Source organism: Bacillus sp. DWP3-1, from assembly GCF_049896565.1.
Lineage (GTDB): Bacteria > Bacillota > Bacilli > Bacillales > Bacillaceae > Bacillus.
On record NZ_JAFCUN010000008.1, the window covers coordinates 91054 to 114145 of the forward strand.

The 23092-nt window shown below is 41.8% G+C and carries 25 protein-coding genes; 22 read left to right on the forward strand and 3 right to left on the reverse strand.

Annotated features, from left to right (window positions below):
* Positions 1-89: 89 nt before the first annotated feature.
* The 16 genes from ACP7A0_RS16980 (at position 90) to ACP7A0_RS17055 (ending at position 13037) form a co-directional block, all read left to right on the forward strand.
* On the forward strand, positions 90-1142 hold the full coding sequence (locus ACP7A0_RS16980; protein WP_095285680.1) for an L-threonylcarbamoyladenylate synthase: 1053 nt from the start codon (positions 90-92) through the stop codon (positions 1140-1142).
* Positions 1143-1202: 60 nt separating this feature from the next.
* Complete coding sequence (locus tag ACP7A0_RS16985; RefSeq protein WP_034660292.1) at positions 1203-1757, forward strand: manganese efflux pump MntP family protein; 555 nt, start codon at positions 1203-1205, stop codon at positions 1755-1757.
* A gap of 63 nt (positions 1758-1820) precedes the next feature.
* On the forward strand, positions 1821-2279 hold the full coding sequence (locus tag ACP7A0_RS16990; RefSeq protein WP_426005829.1) for a low molecular weight protein arginine phosphatase: 459 nt from the start codon (positions 1821-1823) through the stop codon (positions 2277-2279).
* 140 nt (positions 2280-2419) lie between these two features.
* Positions 2420-2869 (forward strand): ribose 5-phosphate isomerase B, encoded by a 450-nt coding sequence (rpiB, locus tag ACP7A0_RS16995; protein ID WP_003214714.1) that lies wholly within the window; start codon positions 2420-2422, stop codon positions 2867-2869.
* Positions 2870-2881: 12 nt separating this feature from the next.
* On the forward strand, positions 2882-3421 hold the full coding sequence (locus ACP7A0_RS17000; protein WP_058013477.1) for a TIGR01440 family protein: 540 nt from the start codon (positions 2882-2884) through the stop codon (positions 3419-3421).
* Between the two features lie 177 nt (positions 3422-3598).
* Positions 3599-4846, forward strand: a complete 1248-nt coding sequence (gene glyA, locus ACP7A0_RS17005) for a serine hydroxymethyltransferase (protein WP_034660289.1) — start codon at positions 3599-3601, stop codon at positions 4844-4846.
* Positions 4847-4994: 148 nt separating this feature from the next.
* Positions 4995-5624, forward strand: coding sequence for a uracil phosphoribosyltransferase (upp, locus tag ACP7A0_RS17010; RefSeq protein WP_003214553.1), 630 nt, complete (start codon positions 4995-4997; stop codon positions 5622-5624).
* Between the two features lie 496 nt (positions 5625-6120).
* Entirely contained in the window at positions 6121-6504 is a 384-nt protein-coding gene (locus ACP7A0_RS17015; RefSeq protein WP_024423731.1) for an ATP synthase subunit I, read from the forward strand.
* A 7-nt stretch (positions 6505-6511) separates the two neighbouring features.
* Positions 6512-7246: a F0F1 ATP synthase subunit A gene (gene atpB, locus ACP7A0_RS17020; RefSeq protein WP_003215198.1), complete on the forward strand. Its 735-nt coding sequence runs from the start codon at positions 6512-6514 to the stop codon at positions 7244-7246.
* A gap of 48 nt (positions 7247-7294) precedes the next feature.
* The gene (gene atpE / locus ACP7A0_RS17025) at positions 7295-7507 is read left to right on the forward strand and encodes a F0F1 ATP synthase subunit C (RefSeq protein ID WP_003214968.1); all 213 of its coding nucleotides are present in this window, start codon (positions 7295-7297) and stop codon (positions 7505-7507) included.
* A 120-nt stretch (positions 7508-7627) separates the two neighbouring features.
* Positions 7628-8149 carry a F0F1 ATP synthase subunit B gene (gene atpF, locus ACP7A0_RS17030; RefSeq protein WP_034660288.1) on the forward strand — a complete coding sequence of 174 codons (522 nt, stop codon included), beginning with the start codon at positions 7628-7630 and terminating at the stop codon, positions 8147-8149.
* Entirely contained in the window at positions 8146-8691 is a 546-nt protein-coding gene (locus ACP7A0_RS17035; protein ID WP_034660287.1) for a F0F1 ATP synthase subunit delta, read from the forward strand. Before atpF ends, ACP7A0_RS17035 begins: the two co-directional genes overlap by 4 nt.
* Before the next feature lie 16 nt (positions 8692-8707).
* Positions 8708-10216, forward strand: a complete 1509-nt coding sequence (gene atpA / locus ACP7A0_RS17040) for a F0F1 ATP synthase subunit alpha (protein ID WP_034660286.1) — start codon at positions 8708-8710, stop codon at positions 10214-10216.
* Between the two features lie 88 nt (positions 10217-10304).
* Positions 10305-11171 (forward strand): F0F1 ATP synthase subunit gamma, encoded by an 867-nt coding sequence (locus ACP7A0_RS17045; RefSeq protein WP_034660284.1) that lies wholly within the window; start codon positions 10305-10307, stop codon positions 11169-11171.
* A 24-nt stretch (positions 11172-11195) separates the two neighbouring features.
* Positions 11196-12617, forward strand: coding sequence for a F0F1 ATP synthase subunit beta (gene atpD / locus ACP7A0_RS17050; RefSeq protein WP_034660283.1), 1422 nt, complete (start codon positions 11196-11198; stop codon positions 12615-12617).
* A 24-nt stretch (positions 12618-12641) separates the two neighbouring features.
* On the forward strand, positions 12642-13037 hold the full coding sequence (locus ACP7A0_RS17055) for a F0F1 ATP synthase subunit epsilon (protein WP_034660282.1): 396 nt from the start codon (positions 12642-12644) through the stop codon (positions 13035-13037).
* A gap of 41 nt (positions 13038-13078) precedes the next feature.
* Here the strand turns inward: ACP7A0_RS17055 and ACP7A0_RS17060 are convergent, their stop codons facing one another.
* Positions 13079-13585 carry a hypothetical protein gene (locus ACP7A0_RS17060; protein WP_374955720.1) on the reverse strand — a complete coding sequence of 169 codons (507 nt, stop codon included), beginning with the start codon at positions 13583-13585 and terminating at the stop codon, positions 13079-13081.
* Between the two features lie 137 nt (positions 13586-13722).
* Between ACP7A0_RS17060 and ACP7A0_RS17065 the strand changes: the two genes are divergently transcribed.
* The 6 genes from ACP7A0_RS17065 (at position 13723) to ACP7A0_RS17090 (ending at position 19215) form a co-directional block, all read left to right on the forward strand.
* Positions 13723-13953 carry a DUF1146 family protein gene (locus tag ACP7A0_RS17065; protein ID WP_034660280.1) on the forward strand — a complete coding sequence of 77 codons (231 nt, stop codon included), beginning with the start codon at positions 13723-13725 and terminating at the stop codon, positions 13951-13953.
* A 128-nt stretch (positions 13954-14081) separates the two neighbouring features.
* Positions 14082-14816 (forward strand): YwmB family TATA-box binding protein, encoded by a 735-nt coding sequence (locus ACP7A0_RS17070; RefSeq protein ID WP_034660279.1) that lies wholly within the window; start codon positions 14082-14084, stop codon positions 14814-14816.
* A 32-nt stretch (positions 14817-14848) separates the two neighbouring features.
* On the forward strand, positions 14849-16156 hold the full coding sequence (gene murA, locus ACP7A0_RS17075) for a UDP-N-acetylglucosamine 1-carboxyvinyltransferase (RefSeq protein ID WP_034660278.1): 1308 nt from the start codon (positions 14849-14851) through the stop codon (positions 16154-16156).
* A gap of 254 nt (positions 16157-16410) precedes the next feature.
* Positions 16411-17436: a stage II sporulation protein D gene (gene spoIID, locus ACP7A0_RS17080; RefSeq protein WP_034660277.1), complete on the forward strand. Its 1026-nt coding sequence runs from the start codon at positions 16411-16413 to the stop codon at positions 17434-17436.
* Positions 17437-17759: 323 nt separating this feature from the next.
* Positions 17760-18458, forward strand: coding sequence for a VWA domain-containing protein (locus ACP7A0_RS17085; protein ID WP_080869567.1), 699 nt, complete (start codon positions 17760-17762; stop codon positions 18456-18458).
* Between the two features lie 82 nt (positions 18459-18540).
* On the forward strand, positions 18541-19215 hold the full coding sequence (locus ACP7A0_RS17090; RefSeq protein WP_034660275.1) for a VWA domain-containing protein: 675 nt from the start codon (positions 18541-18543) through the stop codon (positions 19213-19215).
* Between the two features lie 52 nt (positions 19216-19267).
* On the opposite strand, the gene ACP7A0_RS17095 is transcribed toward ACP7A0_RS17090, so the two are convergent.
* Positions 19268-21616 carry an FdhF/YdeP family oxidoreductase gene (locus ACP7A0_RS17095; RefSeq protein WP_106048112.1) on the reverse strand — a complete coding sequence of 783 codons (2349 nt, stop codon included), beginning with the start codon at positions 21614-21616 and terminating at the stop codon, positions 19268-19270.
* A gap of 82 nt (positions 21617-21698) precedes the next feature.
* Complete coding sequence (locus ACP7A0_RS17100; RefSeq protein WP_106030611.1) at positions 21699-22964, reverse strand: L-lactate MFS transporter; 1266 nt, start codon at positions 22962-22964, stop codon at positions 21699-21701.
* Between the last annotated feature and the right edge of the window lie 128 nt (positions 22965-23092).

The window sequence follows — 23092 nt, forward strand, 5'->3', positions numbered from 1 at the left end:
CTTGTTTTATTGATCATCATCTTTTATACTTTCAAAAGGATAATTGAGATATATCAACAGTTTTATCTTTTTTAAAAGGAGTTTGTATGATGTTAAATACAAAAAGGTGGTCTGTGGATTTAGAAAAGAGTTTATCCACATACTATCCACAAATTGAACAGGCAGCTGTGTTATTGCAGCAAAACGAAGTGGTCGCTTTTCCGACAGAGACTGTTTACGGACTAGGGGCAAATGCGAAAGAGACAGAAGCTGTCATGAAAATATATGAAGCGAAAGGGCGTCCAAGTGATAATCCATTGATTGTCCACATTGCGGAGGTTCAGCAGCTTCACGAATTTGCGCAAATAGAAAGTGAAAAAGCAAAGGCGCTGATGGAAGCCTTTTGGCCGGGCGCTTTAACCATTGTTCTTCCATGTAAGCCGGGTGCTTTATCAAAGCAGGTCACAGCAGGTTTATCCACGGTCGGTGTGAGAATGCCTGACCATCCGATTGCGCTTGAGCTCATCCGAGCAGCTGGTCTGCCGATTGCCGCACCAAGTGCCAACCGTTCAGGCAAACCTTCACCGACACAAGCTGACCATGTAGCGAGTGATCTCGATGGAAGAATCGCTGGAATTGTCGATGGCGGTTCAACTGGAATTGGCGTTGAGTCAACGGTTGTATCCTGTGTCGACGAGATTCCAGTGATCTTAAGGCCTGGCGGGATTACAAAAGAAGCTTTAGAAGAGGTAGTTGGAGCGGTCAGTATCGACCCGGGGCTGACAAAAAAGGACGAAGCGCCTGTATCGCCAGGAATGAAATACACACACTATGCACCTGAAGCTCAAATGTATCTTTTTTCTGGAAGTGATGAAGAGATGCAGCATCACATTCAAACATACCAGGCAGAAGGTCTAAAAGTGGGCGTGCTGACAACAGAAGAAAAGAAATCGTTGTTTGCGGCAGATGTTGTTTTCAGCTGTGGATGGAGAGGGAAACCTGAAACGATTGCGGCAAACTTATATCGTGTACTGAGACAATTTGATGAGACAGATGTAGATGTCATTATTTCAGAAGCCTTTTCAGAGCAGGGAGTGGGTTCAGCGATCATGAACCGTCTGCAAAAAGCGGCAGGAGGGCGTACCCTCTCTTCGTTCAAATAGTTCTAACCCTTCTAGGACAAACATAGGTTAAAGGAGAATGCGTGTCCAAGGGGGATTTACATGTACGAACTAGCTGGCGAATTGCTGACGCTCAGCATCATGGCTTTTGCACTGGGAATGGATGCTTTTTCGGTTGGACTTGGCATGGGGATGGTTCAGCTGAGGTTCCGCCAGATCATTTATATTGGACTTGTCATTGGGATATTTCATATGTTTATGCCGCTTTTTGGTATGCTGACAGGTCAGCTCCTATCAGGCTGGCTCGGTCTCCTTGCCACCTATATCGGCGGGGCGCTGCTTTTGGTGCTCGGGCTGCAAATGATCGTTGCGTCTATTCGCAAAGAGGATAAACCATTTATCGCACCTGTTGGGGCTGGTCTCGTTCTTTTTGCAACAAGTGTCAGCTTAGACAGTTTTTCCGTTGGTTTAAGTCTCGGAATTTACGGTTCTCACGTGTGGATGACCATTTTATTGTTTGGTTTTTTTAGTATGATCCTCACATGGCTTGGATTATTACTCGGTAAACAGGTTCGATCATGGGTTGGATCATATAGCGGGGCGCTTGGCGGAATCATTTTACTAGCCTTTGGTATCAAATTATTATTTCCGCTCTAGTCAGTCTCCTTACATAACATGTAGAATGAAATGCTATATAATAGAAGAAAAGGAGGGCGAAAGATGAAAATCTTATTTGTTTGTACGGGAAATACATGCAGAAGTCCTATGGCTCAAGCCCTTTTTGCTTCAATTGCACATGATAAAGGTTTAGAGGTCACTGTTAAATCAGCGGGCATTTTTGCCTCAGATGCTGGGAAGGCTTCTCCTCAAGCGGTCGAAGCATTATTTGAGAAAAGCATTCCACTGAACCATTCTTCATCAAAACTGACAGAGGATCTTCTGCGAGAAGCAGATTACGTCTTCACCATGACCATGCAGCATAAACAGTTGATTGTGGAGCAATATGCGCATGCAAAAGACAAGATCTTCACTCTAAAGGAATTTGCGACAGGAACAGAAGGCGATGTATCCGATCCGTTTGGAGGAAGTCTGTCTGTTTATCAGGAAACACGTGATGAACTTGAAGCATTGCTCTTTCCACTGGCTGAGAGATTGAAAAAAGATCAGACATCCTCATAATGGACAACCTGTAAAACCGTTGCGTCAACGGTTTTTCTGCTTTTGTTTGCAAATGACTAGGCAGAGGTTAAAATATAACTATAAATAAAGAATAAATGTAAGGCATGACAGATCAACTCACCCTTAGGAGGAATTGCCCGATGAAAGTAGCCATTGCATCCGATCACGGCGGAACGAATATTCGTGAAGAAATCAAACAACTGATGGATGAATTGAAGATTGAATACATTGATATGGGTTGTGAATGTGGATCAGGTTCTGTAGACTACCCAGATTATGCTTTTCCTGTAGCTAATATGGTGGCAAACGGAGAAGTCGACCGCGGCATTTTAATTTGCGGGACAGGCATCGGTATGAGCATCTCAGCAAACAAAGTGAAAGGAATTCGCTGTGCGCTGGCGCATGATACATTTAGTGCGAAAGCGACTAGAGAACATAATGATACAAACGTCCTTGCGATGGGAGAGCGAGTTATTGGACCTGGATTAGCACGTGAGATTGCGCACATTTGGCTGACAACAGAATTTACGGCAGGACGACATGCTGTGCGGATTGGTAAAATCGCTGATTACGAAGAAAAGCACCTATAAGGAGCGCTTAACATGAACATTGGTCAAGATTGGCTTGAAATGTTAAAAGAGTTTCATCAAATGGTCGAACTGCGTGCTGGACAAATTTTAGTCATCGGCTGCAGTACATCGGAAGTGGCTGGCGAGCATATTGGTACAGCAGGAAGTGAGCAAATTGCTGCGTCTATCTATCAAGAATTGGATCAGCTAAGACGAGAGACTGGCATTGAGCTCGCTTTCCAGTGCTGTGAGCATCTGAATCGTGCTCTTGTTGTGGAAGAAGAAGTGGCTTTCCGGCTTAACCTAGAGATTGTAGCGGCAGTACCTGTCCGAAAGGCGGGTGGTTCGATGGCGGCTCATGCGTATCAGCACATGGAACATCCTGTGTTAGTTGAATCCATCGAGGCGCATGCTGGAATCGATATCGGTGATACATTGATTGGGATGCATCTAAAGAGAGTCGCTGTACCTGTTCGCCTCAGTCGTCATCAATTAGGACATGCACATGTGACGTTTGCGAAAACGCGTCCGAAGCTGATTGGCGGAGAACGAGCGGTTTATACAAGATCATAGCTTAGATATATTTCTAATATAATGTTGAATGATGAAGACGCTTCACCGCTTGAATATTCGGTTTTTCGCAAAAAAAGAAGTCGATTTCCCAAAAAAACTTTTACATTTCACTCAAAAACCGTGTACAATGAGATGGTGAAAACATCGAATGGAAATAGATTGGAGAGGATTTCGCTGATGAAACATTTACCTGAGCAAGACGCACAAGTATTCAAGGCAATTCAACTAGAGCGGAAACGCCAGCAGGACAAAATTGAATTAATTGCATCAGAAAACTTTGTAAGCGAAGCAGTCATGGAAGCACAGGGCTCTGTATTAACAAACAAATATGCAGAGGGCTACCCTGGTAAACGCTACTATGGCGGCTGTGAACATGTAGACGTTGTAGAAGATATCGCACGTGACCGCGCAAAAGAAATTTTTGGTGCTGAGTATGTGAACGTACAGCCTCACTCAGGTGCTCAAGCGAATATGGCCGTATACTTTACCATTCTTGAGCATGGCGATACAGTGCTAGGTATGAACTTATCACATGGCGGGCATTTAACGCACGGAAGCCCTGTCAACTTTAGTGGTGTACAGTACAACTTTGTAGAATATGGTGTCGATAAAGAAACGCAGCATATCGACTACCAAGATGTACTTGAAAAAGCACGTGAACATAAGCCAAAGCTAATTGTTGCGGGTGCAAGTGCATACCCACGTCAAATTGATTTCAAAAAGTTCCGTGAGATTGCGGATGAAGTCGGTGCTTACTTTATGGTCGACATGGCTCACATTGCGGGTCTTGTTGCAGTAGGTCTTCATCCAAATCCAGTTCCTTATGCAGATTTTGTGACAACGACAACTCACAAAACATTGCGTGGACCTCGCGGCGGAATGATCCTATGCCGTGAAGAGTTTGGTAAAAAGATCGACAAATCGATCTTCCCTGGTATTCAAGGTGGACCACTGATGCATGTCATCTCTGCAAAAGCTGTTTCTTTCGGTGAAGTATTGAACGGAGATTTTAAAACATATGCACAAAACGTCATTGATAATGCAAAGCAGCTAGCTGAAACCCTGTTATCTGAAAATATTCAGCTTGTATCTGGTGGAACGGATAACCATCTTGTTCTCATCGACTTGCGTTCTCTTGGCATCACAGGAAAAATTGCAGAAAATGTTCTTGATGAAATCGGGATTACAGTGAACAAAAATGCGATTCCTTATGATCCAGAAAAACCTTTTGTCACAAGTGGTGTACGTGTTGGTACAGCAGCAGTGACAAGCCGCGGTTTCGATCAAGAGGCGATGAAAGAAGTCGGTTCCATTATTGCGCTTGCTCTAAAACATCATGAAGATGAAGCGAAATTAGAAGAAGCGAAAAAGCGTGTATCTGATCTAACTGCCCGCTTCCCTCTATATAACGAATTAGATTATTAAAAAGCAGACCCATTTGCCTATTATTGGCATGTGGGTTTTTTTTTGTAGGATTTGCGAATCATATTGAAAGATGACGTCTTTTTATGTAGAATTGTAGGAAGTGTGCAAAGTTCACCGGAAGATGACAGAAAAGGAGTTGTAGCAAGCAATGGCAAAGGTTTATGTATTTGATCACCCGCTTATTCAGCACAAACTTACATATATTCGTGACGTTCATACAGGAACAAAAGAATTTAGAGAGCTAGTGGATGAAGTCGCAACATTAATGGCATTTGAAATCACAAGAGACTTACCGCTTGAAGAGGTGGATGTAGAAACACCTGTACAAGTAGCGAAATCAAACGTGATCTCTGGGAAGAAACTCGGTGTTGTGCCAATTTTAAGAGCAGGTCTTGGAATGGTGGACGGGATTTTGAAACTCATTCCAGCTGCTAAAGTGGGACATGTCGGTTTATACCGTGATCCGAAAACATTAAAGCCTGTTGAATATTATGTGAAGCTTCCATCTGATGTGGAAGAGCGTGAATTTATCGTAGTAGATCCAATGCTTGCAACTGGCGGTTCAGCAGTCGAAGCATTGAACAGCTTGAAAAAACGCGGGGCGAAAAACATTCGCTTCATGTGTCTGATTGCTGCCCCTGAAGGTGTAGAAGAAATGCAAAAGCATCATCCTGACGTTGATATCTACATTGCAGCATTAGATGAGAAATTGAACGAAAAAGGTTACATTATCCCAGGTCTTGGTGATGCTGGTGACCGTATGTATGGAACGAAATAACATGTTTTAATAAAAGCCCACATGCAAACGTGCATGTGGGCTTTTTGAAATATATGACAAACGGTTGATATCGTTCTTAGAAAAATCAATGTATACTGAACATTAGCTGTTTTTTTCAATGAATGTCACGTGTCTCCTAAAGTTTGATGAAATTGTGAACATTTTGTGTGCTCTATCACTATAGAAAAGTTTTTTAACTTTCAACGGATTGACACATCATAGACGCTATTGTATGCTAAACGAGGGTATTATGGTAAGGTTTTCATAGCCTATAGCACTCTACTAATCCTCATTGTGAACCCTTTAATTATCAGGGTTTGTATCAGCGAATGAAGCAACATCCCATAGATCTTTAGATTTCAAGTCTGATTGTGCAATTAGACCGATGGGTGATTGATTTTTTTCGAACAGGACTGCTTATCATAAGCGTCTTCTACGCAGTTTTCATCACCATTTATCACCTTTTTTACAATATTTTTCATCGGGAGTCAGATGAATGAACGATCCAAACGCGATTTTCCGCAGACAGAGTAAATATATGTTCTATCTATTGGCAATTTTTGTGTTTGGCTATGCCATGCCTGGTTTTAAACCACTGTTTCTTGGTTTCATTATCGGCACAATTTTTGCTTTCTTTAATTTATTCCTACTTATACGGAGAATGCACGCTTTTGATCGAGCGGTTAAAAAAGGAAAATCCATTCGTTCAATGGGAAGTACAGCCAGGTGGGCCAACGCAATTCTCGCAGTAGCGATTGCTTGGCGTTACCCTAATGAAGTTCATCTGGCAGGTGTTGTTATAGGATTAATGACAATATATCCTGTCATTATGATAGATTCCTTCATTCAACTTAAACGTTCTACTATGGAAGAGAGGTGAATACTCTTTGGGTCACAGTTCAAAAACGACAGAATTTTTAGGGTTAACGTTCAACTTATCCAATGTTCTCATGATTACGATTGCTAGTATCATCGTTCTTCTCATAGCGGTGCTGACTACTCGTGTTCTGTCTATTCGTCCGACAAAGGCGCAGAACTTCATGGAATGGATTGTTGATTTTGTTCGAAATATCATAGGTAGTTCGATGGACATGAAAACAGGAGCCCCATTTCTAGCGCTTGGCGTTACATTACTCATGTACATATTTGTTTCAAACATGCTTGGACTGCCATTCTCGATTACGGTCGATCACAACTTGTGGTGGAAATCACCAACAGCAGACCCTGCAATCACAATGACACTAGCGATTATGGTCATGGGATTGACACATTACTACGGTGTCAAGGCAAAAGGAGTCAAGGAATATACGAAAGACTACTTCAGACCAATTCCGCTTTTAGTACCATTGAAACTTATTGAAGAATTTGCAAACACGCTAACACTTGGTTTGCGTCTTTATGGAAACATTTTTGCTGGAGAGATTCTTCTTGGTTTGCTTGCAGGACTTGCGACCAATTTCTACACGCAAAACATTGCACTTGGTATCGTTGGTACATTAGGTGCCATCGTGCCGATGATTGTATGGCAGGCATTCAGTTTGTTTGTCGGAACAATCCAAGCATTTATCTTCACCATGCTGACAATGGTGTACATTTCCCATAAAGTCAGCGATGAACACTAAAAAATTGAGAGTCCAAAAAGGACGTTATTTTAAAGGAGGAGCTTTTTAATGAATTTAATAGCAGCAGCAATTGCAATCGGTTTGGGAGCACTAGGAGCAGGTATTGGTAACGGTCTAATCGTATCTAAAACAGTTGAAGGAATCGCTCGTCAGCCAGAAGCTGGTAGAGAACTAAGAACACTTATGTTCATCGGGGTCGCTTTAGTTGAGGCACTTCCAATTATCGCTGTCGTTATCGCATTCTTGGCATTCTTTGGTTAATATGTGAGAAGCGTTCTAATATGAATTTTAATGGCGAAGATCAGATTAGTTCGAAACTTCGCCATTCCTTTATGTTTTGTTTCTTAACATATTATTTAAAGAAGGGAGTTGCCGTACTAAATGTCTCAGTTACCAGTGGTTTTAGGAGCAGGTGGCTTAAGTTTCAACGCCGGGGATATGTTATTCCAGCTTATCGCTATGCTCATCCTGCTTGCACTTTTAAAGAAATTTGCGCTTAAACCTTTATTAGGTATTATGAAGCAGCGTGAAGATTATATAGGAAATGAAATTTCAAGTGCTGAACAAAAGCACGTTCAAGCTGAAAAGCTTCTTGAAGAACAACGTGTCTTATTGAAAGAAGCACGCGAAGAATCACATACACTCATCGAAAATGCGAAAAAGATTGGTGAGAAACAAAAAGAAGAGATCATTCAAGCAGCACGTCAAGAGTCAGAGCGCTTGAAAGAGTCTGCTAGAACTGAAATCGTGAAAGAAAAAGAACAAGCTGTGGCTGCACTGCGCGAGCAGGTTGCATCACTATCTGTACTCATTGCATCTAAAGTGATTGAAAGAGAACTTGATGAGCAAGCACAAGAGAAATTGATTCAAGAGTATCTTAAAGAGGCAGGCGAAAGCCGATGAGCGTGACTATTGTCTCTAAGCGTTACGCTTCTGCTCTTTTTGACATCGTTCTTGCTTCTTCGGCAGTAGACGAAACTGAAAAAGAGCTGAATGAGATCAAAAAAGTTCTAAAGGCTGACCAAGAATTGAATGACTTTCTTGTTCATCCAAAGATTACGGCAGACAAAAAGAAACATTTGATTGCAGAAGCTTTCAAAGGTGTTTCGACACATGTGTTGCACACAATGTATTTATTGATTGACCGCGGACGCACGAATATTTTCTCTGAAATGACGTCTGAGTTTGTGAAACTTGCAAACCGCACGAAACAAATAGACGATGCGGTCGTGTATTCAGTGAAACCGCTGAGCGGCGCTGAAATTCAATCTTTATCTGAAGTATTTGCCAAAAAAGCCGGAGTCACATCACTGCGTGTTGAAAATGTGATTGACAAGGATCTAATAGGCGGAGTGAAAATCCGTATCGGAAACCGCATTTATGACGGCAGTGTCAGCGGAAAGCTTTCCCGCATTGAACGTCAGCTTGCAGGCGAAAATCGTTAGAAGGGGTGAAACCTTAGTGAGTATCAAAGCTGAAGAGATTAGCGCGCTGATAAAGCAGCAAATCCAAAACTATCAATCTGAAATTGAAGTAAAAGATGTCGGTACAGTCATTCAAGTAGGGGACGGTATCGCGCGTGTACATGGCCTTGACAACATTATGGCAGGAGAGCTGGTTGAGTTCTCTAATGGTGTAATGGGTATGGCTCAAAACCTTGAGGAGTCTAACGTAGGTATCGTGATTTTAGGACCTTACAAAGATATCCGTGAAGGTGACGATGTAAAACGTACAGGTCGTATCATGGAGGTTCCAGTAGGTGAAGAATTAATCGGACGTATTGTGAACCCACTTGGTCAGCCTGTTGATGGACTAGGTCCAATCTTAACGAGCAAAACTCGTCCAATCGAAAGTGAAGCACCAGGCGTTATGGATCGTAAATCTGTACATGAGCCGCTTCAAACAGGGATTAAAGCAATTGATGCCTTGATTCCAATCGGACGCGGACAGCGTGAATTGATCATTGGTGACCGTCAAACAGGTAAAACATCTGTTGCAATTGATACGATCCTAAACCAAAAAGATCAAGACATGATCTGTATTTATGTAGCGATCGGACAAAAAGAATCAACGGTTCGTGGTGTTGTTGAAACACTTCGTAAGCATGGTGCGCTTGATTACACAATCGTAGTCACAGCTTCTGCATCACAGCCAGCCCCGCTTCTTTACCTTGCTCCTTATGCAGGTGTAACGATGGGTGAGGAATTCATGTATAACGGCAAGCACGTACTTGTTGTATATGATGACCTTTCTAAACAAGCGGCAGCTTACCGTGAGCTTTCATTATTGCTTCGCCGTCCTCCAGGTCGTGAGGCATTCCCTGGTGATGTTTTCTATCTTCACTCTCGTTTATTAGAGCGTGCAGCGAAGCTTAGTGACGAAAAGGGTGGCGGTTCTATCACAGCATTGCCTTTCGTAGAAACGCAAGCTGGCGATATCTCTGCATATATCCCAACAAACGTTATTTCAATCACAGATGGACAGATTTTCTTACAATCTGATCTCTTCTTCTCAGGCGTACGTCCAGCAGTAAACGCAGGATTGTCTGTATCTCGTGTAGGTGGTTCTGCACAAATCAAAGCGATGAAAAAGGTAGCAGGTACACTTCGTCTGGATCTTGCTTCTTATCGTGAGCTTGAAGCATTCGCTCAGTTTGGATCTGATCTAGACCAAGCGACTCAAGCAAAATTAAACCGTGGTGCTAGAACAGTTGAAGTCTTAAAACAAGACTTGAACAAACCGCTTAAAGTTGAAAAACAAGTAGCGATTCTTTATGCACTCACAAGAGGATACTTAGACGATGTCGCGATTGCTGATGTCAAACGTTTTGAAGCTGAGTTATTCATGTACATTGAAGAAAACCATAAAGACTTGTTTGACACCATCTCTCAAACAGGAAACATGCCTGCTGATGAAGAGTGGAATACAGCAATCGAAGGCTTTAAACGTACGTTTGCACCAAGCAACTAATTAGTAATCTTTCCGAGAGAAAAAGATTCTCTTTTTCTCTCTTTTCACGTAAATGAACACGGATTCCTGAAAAAAGGTGGTGAAATCTTTGGCCTCATTACGCGATATAAAGTCAAGGATCACGTCAACGAAAAAATCGAGTCAGATCACAAAAGCGATGCAAATGGTATCAGCTGCGAAACTGAATCGTGCTGAAAACAATGCGAAGTCTTTTGTTCCTTACATGGAGAAAATCCAGGAAGTGGTTGCTGCAATCGCAACTGGAACAAGTGCTAAGCACCCAATGCTTCTTTCAAGACCTGTCAAGAAAACAGGGTATCTCGTCATTACATCTGATCGGGGGCTTGCAGGACCTTTTAACAGCTCGATTTTGCGTGCCGCTTACCAAACCATTCAATCTCGTCATCAATCCGCTGATGAATATGCGGTGATTGTGATTGGTAAAATCGGACGCGACTTCTTCAAAAAGCGCGGTATTCCAGTTATTTCTGAAGTAACAGGGCTTGGTGACGAAGTAGCGTTTGCTGATATTAAAGAATTAGCAAGCAGTACAGTTCAAATGTTCTCTGATGAAGCGTTTGACGAACTTTACATGTTCTACAACCACTTTGTCAGTGCCATTTCACAAGAAGTAACAGAGAAGAAATTATTGCCGCTAACGGACCTTTCGGCCGCAGCGACACCAAATAAACGTTCCGCATCTTATGAGTTTGAGCCTTCTGAAGAAGAAATTCTTGAAGTTCTCCTTCCTCAATATGCAGAGAGTTTGATTTTCGGTGCGCTTCTTGACAGCAAAGCAAGTGAACATGCTGCAAGGATGACAGCAATGAAGAGTGCAACAGACAACGCAAAAGAATTGATCGACAACCTGACACTCTCTTATAACCGTGCTCGTCAAGCAGCGATTACACAAGAGATTACAGAAATTGTCGGCGGAGCAGCTGCCTTAGAATAGAAATAATTGTCAGGAGGGAATGCAATGAAAACAGGACGCATCAGTCAGATCATGGGACCAGTCGTAGACGTTCATTTTGAAGACGGTCACTTGCCTGAGATTTATAATGCGATCAGAGTTTCGCATAAAGCGGAAAGCGAAAGTGAAGTTACTATCGACTTAACTTTAGAAGTAGCACTACATTTAGGTGATAATACAGTCAGAACCATCGCAATGGCATCAACAGACGGTGTGAAGCGCGGTATGGAAGCTGTAGACCTTGGAAAACCAATTTCAGTACCAGTTGGTAACGTAACACTTGGACGTGTATTCAACGTACTGGGAGATAACATTGACTTAGATGAGCCACTTGGTGTGGAAGCTCAAAGAGATCCAATCCACAGACAAGCGCCTTCTTTTGATCAACTTTCTACAGAAGTTGAAATTCTTGAAACGGGTATTAAAGTTGTTGACCTTCTTGCTCCTTACATCAAGGGTGGAAAGATCGGTCTATTCGGTGGAGCCGGTGTAGGTAAAACCGTTCTGATTCAAGAATTGATCAACAACATCGCACAAGAACACGGCGGTATTTCTGTATTCGCTGGTGTTGGAGAGCGTACACGTGAAGGAAACGACCTTTACTACGAAATGAAAGATTCTGGCGTTATCGAAAAAACAGCCATGGTCTTCGGCCAAATGAACGAGCCACCAGGTGCACGTATGCGTGTTGCCCTAACTGGTTTGACAATGGCAGAGCATTTCCGTGATGAACTAGGTCAAGACGTATTGTTCTTCATCGATAACATCTATCGTTTTACCCAAGCAGGTTCTGAAGTATCAGCCCTTCTTGGACGTATGCCTTCAGCGGTAGGTTATCAGCCGACACTTGCAACAGAAATGGGTCAGCTGCAAGAGCGTATCACGTCTACAAACGTAGGATCGGTTACATCGATTCAAGCGATCTATGTACCTGCGGATGACTATACGGATCCAGCTCCAGCAACAACGTTCGCTCACCTTGATGCAACGACAAACCTTGAGCGTAAGCTGACTGAAATGGGTATTTACCCAGCGGTTGACCCTCTTGCTTCAACATCTCGTGCACTTGCACCTGAGATCGTTGGTGAAGAGCACTATGCTATTGCGCGTGAAGTGCAGCAAACATTGCAGCGTTATAAAGAACTACAAGATATCATTGCCATTTTAGGTATGGATGAATTATCTGAGGACGATAAGCTTGTGGTACACAGAGCACGTCGTGTTCAATTCTTCCTATCTCAAAACTTCCACGTAGCAGAGCAGTTCACTGGCCAAAAGGGTTCTTATGTGCCATTGAAAGAAACTGTTAAAGGCTTCAAGGAAATCTTATCTGGTAAATACGATCACCTTCCAGAAGATGCATTCCGCTTAGTTGGACGCATTGAAGAAGTGGTTGAAAAAGCCAAAGAGATGGGTGTAGAGGCCTAATCTGGTCCTTAGGAGGGTAAAAGCATGAAGACCGTTCAAGTCAATATCGTTACTCCCGACGGCCCAGTGTATGAAGCGGATGTGGAAATGGTCAGTGTCAGAGCAGAAAGCGGTGAGCTTGGTATTTTAGCTGGCCACGTTCCAATGGTTGCTCCGCTAAAAATCGGTGCAGTTCGCTTAAAACATAGTGGATCAACTGAATTGGTTGCAGTAAGTGGCGGATTTGTTGAAGTTCGCCCTGAACAAGTAACCATTCTTGCTCAGGCCGCTGAAACATCAGATAAAGTTGATGTCGATCGTGCTAAATCAGCGAAACAGCGTGCTGAAGAGCATTTGAACCACCCGAATGAAAGTGATGTACGCCGGGCGGAACTCGCATTAAAACGGGCGTTAAACCGTTTAAATGTAGCAGGGAAATAAAACAGAAAATCCTTCTTATCACAATGATAAGAAGGATTTTTTTAGAATGACATGAGAGATTGGTACATCGACACATACGGGTGAGAATCCTGTTTTTCAAGATATAAGTGCTCGCAAAACTGCGTACTATGCCACGTTTTATTGTGTCGGCGCAAACCAAGCGTATATTGATGCGGAGAGTCCATATAAGGCCGCACGACCCAGTCAGCATCTGAATGATGACGGAGGACAACCTCTCCCATATACACACTCATCATCGCTTCTAATGCATCTATTGGCATTTTCCACTCAGCAAACAGCTGCTTGGTAAATGCATCAAAGTATAGTGATTCTAACTGATACAGGCTTTCCTCAGAATAATCCAAAGAAATGTTATGAAAATGACACAATTGCGCTAATTCTTCTAGCTGTGTCTGTCTATAATCAAAGTAGAAAGCAATGGCCTCCCATTCATGATCAAATGAGGGAACCAGTTCTCCGTACAAATCAACAAAGTCAGGAAAAGAATCTTTCAATGTGTTCAGCTCCTTCCACACGCAGTATATCATCTCTCTGGCACCAGGATAAGAGGGGATTTACTCTAAATATAGCTCTTTTTTCCAAATGATTCATCTTTCCGATTTTCGAGGATATAATGAAAGGGAGTTTTCCTTTACAGAAATAAATAAAAGGAGGATTCAACTGTATGGAAGACGTAGGACAACAAGCCATCGTGAGTATTGTGATCCACCTGTTTTTTATTGCGGTTACATGGTGGGCATTGCTTGCCGTAAATATTGATCCACTGATTAAAAAAGGGAAAATCGTTCAGGCAAGATTGCTGATGATGCTCATTACCATTGCCATCGCATCTGCAGTCAGCAATTTCTTCCTTGATTACTTAAATTTCTCTAGACAAATTCCTTATATGTTCTAACATAAAAGGTTTGGTCACTGCCTTATGCGGGAACGTAAAAAGAAGCGTCAAAAGTATGGCCTTTGATGACTTTTCCACGTATGCATAGACCTCCTTGCGGCAACACTTGTAGCAAGGGGGAATGACAAGTGAGAAAGTATGTAAAAGGTTGGCCATTATTTGCGTTTATTCTTTTTTTTGTTCTGATGATTCAAGGTGTTCGTGCGGAAGAATCTTCTCCGCTCGCCCAAATAGCAGAAGGTCTGAAAAACCAGCAAATTGAAGTAGATGGATGGACCCTTCACGCCAAAACAAATGTAGACATTTCATCCGAACAATTTTCAAAAAAAGTGCAACGTTTGAAAGACGAACTACGACAGTATGAGTGGACCGAAAAAGAAGAGAAACATGTCACCAAAGTCACAGGAATTTACAAAGATGAAAAAAATGATACTTTATCGAAAATTTTACTCGTGAAGACCGACACAAAATCCAATCAAAAGTCGTATTTATTATATGAGCAAAAAGGTGCTCGCCCACTGAATACCTGGGAGCATACATATGATCAGTTCGTACGTCATGCAAAAAGCATATTACAAGAGAAATTTGTAATTTTTACTTGTCTCGATGGTCATGTAAATGGTATGATGGATGTTGTTTTGCAAAAAAAAGCTGAAACGTTAGCAAATGAATTTCAAGCAAAACCAGTTGAGTATCTCGTTGAGTCTAATTTTGTGTCGCTTTCCGCTTACACAGATAAGTGGGAACAGTTCATTATGACTTCAAATGATAAAATGAATGTTCAAATTGCCATCAGAAGTTCGGAAATGAACGAAAATCATACGATTACGGTTGGCACACCAATCGTAACGACTGAATATTAATATAGAGAATTTGGGACGCGGAGGGGAAGACCTTGGAAAAAATCATCGTCCGCGGCGGTCAAAAGTTAAACGGCACAGTTAAAGTAGAAGGCGCAAAAAATGCCGTTTTACCAGTTATCGCTGCATCTTTGTTAGCAAGTACAGAAAAAAGCGTAATTTGTGATGTACCTACGCTCTCCGATGTATATACAATCAATGAAGTGTTACGTCATTTAGGAGCAGAAGTACATTTTGAAAATAACGAAGTATCAGTGGATGCATCTCATGCACTAGAAACTGAGGCTCCGTTTGAGTATGTCCGTAAAATGCGAGCGTCTGTGCTCGTCATGGGACCACTTTTAGCAAGAACAGGTCATGCAAGAGTTGCATTACCTGGAGGCTGTGCGATTGGTTCAAGACCAATTGACCAGCATTTAAAAGGCTTTGAAGCAATGGGAGCTAAAATTCAAGTAGGAAATGGTTTCATCGAGGCTGAAGTAAAAGGCCGTTTAAAAGGTGCGAAAATCTATTTGGATTTCCCAAGTGTCGGTGCAACTGAAAACATCATCATGGCAGCAGCATTAGCTGAAGGAACAACGATTTTAGAAAACGTAGCAAAAGAACCTGAAATTGTTGATTTGGCAAACTACATCAATGCCATGGGCGGTAAGGTTCGCGGAGCTGGTACTGGTACAATCAAAATCGAAGGTGTGGAAACACTTCACGGTGCAAAACACAACATCATCCCTGACAGAATTGAAGCAGGTACTTTCATGGTGGCAGCAGCTATTACAGAAGGAAATGTTCTTGTAAAGGGCGCAGTGCCAGAGCACATGACATCACTTGTAGCAAAGATGGAAGAAATGGGTATTCAGATCATTGAAGAAGAAGAAGGTTTAAGAGTCATTGGACCATCTGAGCTCAAGCCAATCGATCTAAAAACAATGCCACATCCTGGTTTCCCAACGGATATGCAATCTCAGATGATGGCGCTATTGCTTCGTGCGAACGGAACAAGTATGATTACAGAAACGGTGTTTGAAAACCGCTTTATGCATGCTGAAGAATTCCGCCGCATGAATGGCGATATTAAAATTGAGGGTCGCTCTGTGATTATCAACGGGCCGGTTCAACTTCAAGGTGCTGAAGTATCAGCGACTGATTTAAGAGCAGGAGCAGCACTTGTACTTGCTGGATTAGTAGCAGAAGGTCATACACGTGTCACTGAGTTGAAGCATATCGATCGTGGTTATGTGAACTTCCACCAGAAGCTTGCAGCAATCGGTGCAGATATTGAAAGAGTAAACGATGAAACAGCAGATGTGACACAAGAACAAGTTGTATCAGATCTGAACGCGTAATCATAAAGAAATCAGTGTGTCCATAGGGCATGCTGATTTTTTTTAGAATCATAGAATGCTTTATTTTTAAAGCTTATCATTAGTGTATCCAACCATCTTAAATTTTATTCATAAAGACGAACAGTAAAATCAGTTGATAAACAGCCTCATATCTTCATCAAAAGACTTGTCCACTGAATGAAAGAAGCTGTCATATTAGCTTGTCCCCGCCCATAGGATAAAAGAGATTCAATGACAAATGGGGGCAGCCAAATATGAAACCAATGATATGGACAATCGCAGGAATATGCATCATTATTTTAATGATTCCAACTTTACTTGTGTTGCCGACGTTTCAAGGGAAACCGGAGGTAAGCCAGCATGTATCAGCGGAGCCATCAGTTAAAAAAGAAGTGAAGGGTACAGTCAAATTGAAGCAATCACCCGTCGCTATCCCCGTCTATCGTTCAGCTCATCAGCAGGTAGAAAACATCCCCTTAGAAGAGTATGTGATCGGTGTCGTAGCGTCTGAAATGCCAGCTGATTTTGAAATGGAAGCACTCAAGGCACAGGCACTCGCTGCAAGAACGTATATCGTCAGACAAATGATCATCGATAAGACTGTCAAATCACCAAAGGGCTCTCTTGTAGATGACACCCAAATGTTCCAAGTTTATAAAAACAAGCAGGAACTCAAGAAAATTTGGGGGAAAGCGTACAATTGGAAGTTAAAAAAAGTCACAGAAGCTGTCGCCAGCACACAAGGAAAAGTGCTGACTTATGATGAGAAGCCAATTGATGCCTCATTCTTTTCAACAAGTAACGGAAAAACGGAAAATGCCGAAGCTTATTGGAAAAACGAAATCCCATATTTGAAAAGTGTCTCAAGTAAATGGGACGAAAAATCGCCAAAATTTCAAAATAAGAAAACCATCACAGTTAGTGAATTTCAGCAAAAATTAGGTGTGACGCTCACTCAGCAGGCTCAGGTAGGACAGATAGTAGAACGGACGCCAGGAAATCAAGTAGCGAAAGCCGTAATAAACGGTAAAACACTGACAGGCAGAGACATTCGAGAGTCACTAGGACTTCATTCAGCGGACTTTACATGGGAACGACAGGGCCAGCAAATTATCATTACGACAAAAGGGTATGGCCATGGGGTTGGAATGAGTCAGTATGGTGCGCACTATATGGCACAGTCAGGCAAAAAAGTAGAGGCTATCGTGAAACATTATTATAAAGGGATTCAAATTGAATCAGCTGAACGTTTTCTCAACACGTATATGGCTAAAAAATAAAGCAAAGTTGCCTCAGAAATGGGGCATCTTTTTTTGTGTTCCAAGAGGTTTGAACAGAATGTGTCAATTTGCGACTTAAGACGCACCTCAGGAAATCTTAAACATTTACGTCCCGACAAGAACCGATGGCCGATACAAAGCCCCTCGAAAGAAGGAGAAAACAAAAGAAAAAATGATGTGTTAGGTGAATATATCTAGACAACTGACAGATTTTTAGTGATTTTGATGAAAGAGAAAAAGGGACCGAGTCCTATACCATTCTAAGACAGAATATTTTACGATTAAGATGTTTCAATTAAATACATAAGGAGGAAGGAAAAATGATGTTGAAAAAAGTATTTACACTCGTAACCTTAGCTGTATTGACATTATCTATGTCAATCTCTTCACCAGTATTTGCAAAAGCATCTACAGTCAAAAAACATAACAAAGATGTAAGAGTTACTATCTTACTTGATGCAAGTGGAAGCATGGCAAGAAAAGTAGAGGGAGAACGCAAATTTGACCTCGCAAAACAAGAGGTATTTAAATTTGCTCAGTCACTTCCAAAAGACGCTAAAATTCGTATGAGCTTGTTTGGCTCTGAAGGTAACAACAAAAATTCAGGTAAAGCTCAATCATGTGAAGTCATTAGAGGCGTTTATGGCGTACAGCCTTACGAAAAAGAAAGCTTTGAAAACTCTTTAAACGGACTTGGACCAAATGGCTGGACACCGATTGCTCGTGCTCTTGAAAATGCAAAGCAAACGGATGAACAGCTTAATGGTGGAACAAAACATATTGTGTACCTAATCACTGATGGTGAAGAAACTTGTGGCGGAGATCCAGTAAAAGTAGCAAAAGAATTGCATAACTCAAAAGGATCGACTGTTGTTAATGTGATCGGATTAGACTTTAACGATGGCTATGAAGGTCAATTGAAGCAAGTAGCCAAAGCGGGTAAAGGCCAATACTACCAAGCAAGCACTGGTAAAGAAATGGGTTCTATCTTGTCGGCAGAATCATTAAAACTACACGAATAACTTGCTGAACAAAAGGGAAACGATTGATGTATGCTATCGTTTCTCTTTTTCTGTACAAATGTAAAAAGGGAGGTTTTTATGAATGAAACGAAATATTGTATTAACCATTTTGGCTAGTCTTGTCCTGCTTCTTTCTTCACCAGCTCATGCTGTGACAAAACAGGAGCCTGCTCATGTGGTGATATTACTTGATTTAAGCGGCAGCATGGCACAATCAGTTGAAGGCGAAAAGAAAATCGATATCGCCAAACGTTCTATTCAAAGCTTCGCAAGTATTTTATCAGAAGATACACAAGTCCTGCTACGTGTGTTTGGTCATGAAGGAACCAATAAAAATGCAGGAAAAGCAGTTTCTTGTGGAAGCTCTGAAGCCGTTTACGGATTTGGATCATATGAGCCATCAACATTTCAGCAAGCACTGAATGTGTATAAGCCGACCGGCTGGACACCACTTGCAAAAGCATTAACAGATACGAAACAAGATTTTGAAGATCACCAGGCTGAAGGAAAAAATATTGTCTATGTCGTCAGTGATGGTAAAGAAACTTGTGGAGGAAGCCCTTCACAAGCAGCAAAGGAATTACATGAAGACGGAATTGACACCATCGTCAATATCATCGGCTTTGACGTGAATGAAAAAGAAGCAAAAAGTCTAAAGTCTGTTGCCAAAGCGGGTGGTGGACAATATCAACCGGCTGCGAATGCCGAAGAATTGAATCACATTCTACAAAATGAAGCGAGCGCTTTTGGTCAGTAGGATATGAATGGGAGCTGGGGATTGTTTTCCCCAGCTGTTTTTTAGTTGAAGATCAATTCAAAGTAGTTTCTAATTCATCAATTCGTTTCTCCACGTAGTGCTGATCTTTTCTTGCATGAAAAGTTTCGGCTTTTTCTAATATTGCCGCCGTATTATACTCGGGAATCTGTGAGTAGCTCTCATACACACCCTTTGGAATTAAAACGTTCCCTTCAGGCCAATAAACAGCGATATTGCCACGTTTCAACTCCCCGAATTGAGCCACTCCTTGATAGGACCCATATTGATTAAACAAAACAACTGGATCACCTTCTTGGACATAAAGTTCTTTTGCATCTTCGTCATTCATCAAGATAGAATGACGCTTTCCACCATTAAACGCATCCTTTTCACTATAGATCATGGAGTTGAATTGCTTTCCTCTTCTTGTCGTGATATTAAAATGTCCCTCGGTTTTTCGGTATTGAGGCAGCTGGGCAGGAAGAAGATGTCCTTTGCCGTCCGGTGTTGGACACTCCCCGTCTTCACATAGCCAGGCACCTCCCCATTGAAAAACGTCTCCTTTATGACGCAAATGCTGTATGCCGTCATAGTTTCGATTTGCGACCGCAATCTCACGGCGAATGTCTTCAGCCGTTTCGAAATGAATCAGCTCAGCATCTTCTGGCCGGACTCTTTTTGCAAGATCAATATAAATGTCCCATTCTGCTCTGGCTTCCTCAATACGAGGTCCTTCAATTTCTGGACTGAAATATACCATGCGTTCCGTACTAGTTGATGTACCGCCGCCTGGCTGTTCATACCTTGTCATAGCAGGCAGAACAATTACCGTCTCTTCTGCCTCTACAAGTGTAGAGGTATTCAAAATGATATCTTGATGGACACGGAGTTCAAGCTCAGATAAAGCTTTTTCGATCGCATCTGGATTTGGCATCGTTTCTAAAAAGTTTCCGCCGCTCGTAAACAGCATTTTGAGTTTTTGCGGATGTTCTTTTGGGAGAGCCATTTTCTCAAAGGATTGCCCAATGGTGTCACCATGCCATTTCGGAATGTCAAACCCCCAAATTTTTTCGATTCTTTCAATATTCTCTTCATCAAAATCACTGCCCGGCAAAACGAATGGATCAGCACCCATTTCACCAGAACCTTGAACGCCGCTATGCCCCCGAATTGGCATGACACCACAATGTTTCCTGCCAATAAATCCACGTAACATAGCAAGGTTGGCGACCTGTGATATATTATCAGTTGCAAAGCGGTGCTGGGTAAGACCCATACTCCAAATAAAAACGCCTGAATTGGCATTGGCAAGGAGGATCGCAAATTCCTTCATTCTTTCTTTTGATAAGCCTGATGATGCTTCTAGGTCCTCCCACTTCAACTGTGCGACATGCTGCTTTAAATCCTGTATGCCGGTAGTATGGGCTTGAATAAATTCATGATCAAGAGCGGAATGGGGAGCATGCTGCTCCATGTCAAACCAATGTTTGATGACGCCGTTCATAAACGCAATATCGCCGCCTATATTGACTTGATAGAAATCATCCGCGATTTTTGTGCCGAATAGAGCACTTTCTGGAATAGAGGGAACCCAGTACTTTTCCATGGCAGGCTCTTTGTACGGATTGATGACAATAATTTTGGTTCCTTTCTTTTTCGCCGCATACATATATTTAGTGGAAACGGGCTGATTGTTTGCTGCGACAGATCCCCAAAAAATTAAGACATCCGTTCCGATCCAATCGTTGTAATTACAGCTGGAGGCTCCTATACCAAGGGATCGTTTAAGAGCGGTTTTGCTCGGTGAATGACAAATTCGAGACGCATTATCAATATGATTTGTCCCGATAAAGCGAGCTGCCTTCGCAGCGGTATAATAGACTTCATTTGTAATTCCTCTAGCCGTTAAATAGAAAGCGAGCTGCCGTTTATCAATTGATTTGATTTTAGCTGCGATTTGATCTAATGCATCATCCCAGGAAATACGCGTAAAGGCATTGTCACCTTTTTTTCGAATCAGTGGATAAGGAATACGGCCAAGTTTGCGAAGAGAGGTGCTGTCCATTTGTTTGAGCTGTTGAATATCTTCGAACCATTTTGGATCAATAGCTGGCATTGTATTAAGACGAAGTACATTTAGTCTTGTGGTGCATATATGAGGTCCTGCGAGCGTTTGGTCATATAACCCTGAAACACCCAGGGCACAGCCATCACACACGCCCTGCGTTAAAATACGATATGCATAGGGGAGATTATCCTTGTTTTCCCATGCCACTTTCATCGTATCTCGAATGTGTTTCGGTTTTACTTTTCCAAGCCCCATAGGCGCAAAAGAGGCCCATAGCTTTGGTGAGGGTTTTTTATTAAGCTTAATAGGCCCCTTATGTTTTGTTTTCCCCATGATATCATCACCCTCCTATTACTTTATGAAGCGTTTTCATATCTAAAAATTACCTTTAGATTGTGATTCTGTCAAATTCAAATTAAGGTCGGGCTGAGACAGAAGAAGTAGCAGTAAGGTTTGTTTCTCTAAGCTGTTGAATATCTTTCCGTATGAGAAGAGATATGATAAAAGCGATGAAAAATAAGCCGGAGAACACCATCAGACTTTGCGTGTAGTTACCTGTTATATCTCGAATAAAGGATGAAAATAAAGGTCCAGCTAAACCAGCAGCGGCCCAGGCAGTCAGAATATAACCGTGTATGGCACCAAGTTGTTTCGTGCCAAATAAATCCCCAATATAGGCTGGAATTGAAGCAAACCCTCCTCCATAGCACGTATAAATGATCGCCATCACGATTGAAAAGACGAGCGGTTCTTTTAAATAGGGGAGTAAAGGAAAGGCAATGAGCTGGATACTAAAGAAGATTGTATACGTATTCGGCCTTCCGATATAATCTGAGAAGGATGCCCAGCCAATCCGCCCTAAACCATTAAAAGCACCTAAAATACCAACAAGGGTAGCTGCAGCACCTGCAGTGAATCCAACACTTTCTTGTGCAAGAGGCGATGCAACTGAAATAATGGCAATTCCGCATGTGATATTAATAAAGAGCATGAGCCACAAATAATAAAAACGTCGTGTTTTGATCGCTTCATTTGCTGTAAGCTGTGATAAATCCTGAGGGATTTTTCTTTGATTTGTTTTTAACACGTCAAACTGTTTGACGTCTTCAGATGTTGGTGGTGATAAATAAAGAGATGAGATCACCATGATCATAAAATAGGAAATTCCAAGAATGTAAAAGGTATTTGCGATGTTCACTTTTTCAATGAGATATTGGATAATTGGGCTGCAAATAAGAGAAGCAAATCCAAAACCCATAATAGCTAAGCCGGTTGCAAGTCCTCTTCGGTCCGGAAACCATTTCACTAAAGTTGATACAGGTGCAATGTAACCTACTCCTAATCCTATCCCAGCGAGTACACCATAAAATAAATAGAGGAGAGGGAGTGAGGACATGTGGACAGCGAACCCTGATCCTGTCATTCCGATACCGAAGAAAATGGCTGAGAAAAGCCCCGATGCTCTTGGACCATACCTTTCAACGAAATGCCCCATGAAAGCAGCAGATAATCCTAAAAATAAAATAGCAATACTGAAGGTCAAGCTTATTTCTGTCAATGACCACTGAAAAGCTTGATGTAAAGGATTCGTAAAAACACTCCAAGCATAAACAGACCCAATAGATAAATGAATTCCTACAGCACTTGTTGCAATGAGCCAGCGATTTTTCGATTTGTTCATTTTGTTCCCCCCATATAAAGCAATCAAAAAGTTTGATAAGATAGGAATATGTTACAATTTTATGACTTTTTAAAATAATATCATAATTTGATTGGATCATATAACTAAATTTGTGCTGAAAGGAAGAT

Coding starts and splice junctions, on each gene's coding strand:
- rpiB (WP_003214714.1), top strand. CDS start 2,420: ATGAAAGTAGCCATTGCATCCGATCACGGCGGAACGAATATTCGTGAA.
- upp (WP_003214553.1), top strand. CDS start 4,995: ATGGCAAAGGTTTATGTATTTGATCACCCGCTTATTCAGCACAAACTT.
- atpE (WP_003214968.1), top strand. CDS start 7,295: ATGAATTTAATAGCAGCAGCAATTGCAATCGGTTTGGGAGCACTAGGA.
- ACP7A0_RS17015 (WP_024423731.1), top strand. CDS start 6,121: ATGAACGATCCAAACGCGATTTTCCGCAGACAGAGTAAATATATGTTC.
- ACP7A0_RS17095 (WP_106048112.1), bottom strand. CDS start 21,616: ATGGGGAAAACAAAACATAAGGGGCCTATTAAGCTTAATAAAAAACCC.
- ACP7A0_RS17085 (WP_080869567.1), top strand. CDS start 17,760: ATGTTGAAAAAAGTATTTACACTCGTAACCTTAGCTGTATTGACATTA.
- ACP7A0_RS17090 (WP_034660275.1), top strand. CDS start 18,541: ATGAAACGAAATATTGTATTAACCATTTTGGCTAGTCTTGTCCTGCTT.
- ACP7A0_RS16990 (WP_426005829.1), top strand. CDS start 1,821: ATGAAAATCTTATTTGTTTGTACGGGAAATACATGCAGAAGTCCTATG.
- spoIID (WP_034660277.1), top strand. CDS start 16,411: ATGAAACCAATGATATGGACAATCGCAGGAATATGCATCATTATTTTA.
- ACP7A0_RS17055 (WP_034660282.1), top strand. CDS start 12,642: ATGAAGACCGTTCAAGTCAATATCGTTACTCCCGACGGCCCAGTGTAT.
- ACP7A0_RS17060 (WP_374955720.1), bottom strand. CDS start 13,585: ATGATATACTGCGTGTGGAAGGAGCTGAACACATTGAAAGATTCTTTT.
- ACP7A0_RS17065 (WP_034660280.1), top strand. CDS start 13,723: ATGGAAGACGTAGGACAACAAGCCATCGTGAGTATTGTGATCCACCTG.
- ACP7A0_RS16980 (WP_095285680.1), top strand. CDS start 90: ATGTTAAATACAAAAAGGTGGTCTGTGGATTTAGAAAAGAGTTTATCC.
- ACP7A0_RS16985 (WP_034660292.1), top strand. CDS start 1,203: ATGTACGAACTAGCTGGCGAATTGCTGACGCTCAGCATCATGGCTTTT.
- glyA (WP_034660289.1), top strand. CDS start 3,599: ATGAAACATTTACCTGAGCAAGACGCACAAGTATTCAAGGCAATTCAA.
- atpD (WP_034660283.1), top strand. CDS start 11,196: ATGAAAACAGGACGCATCAGTCAGATCATGGGACCAGTCGTAGACGTT.
- ACP7A0_RS17000 (WP_058013477.1), top strand. CDS start 2,882: ATGAACATTGGTCAAGATTGGCTTGAAATGTTAAAAGAGTTTCATCAA.
- atpF (WP_034660288.1), top strand. CDS start 7,628: ATGTCTCAGTTACCAGTGGTTTTAGGAGCAGGTGGCTTAAGTTTCAAC.
- ACP7A0_RS17035 (WP_034660287.1), top strand. CDS start 8,146: ATGAGCGTGACTATTGTCTCTAAGCGTTACGCTTCTGCTCTTTTTGAC.
- ACP7A0_RS17100 (WP_106030611.1), bottom strand. CDS start 22,964: ATGAACAAATCGAAAAATCGCTGGCTCATTGCAACAAGTGCTGTAGGA.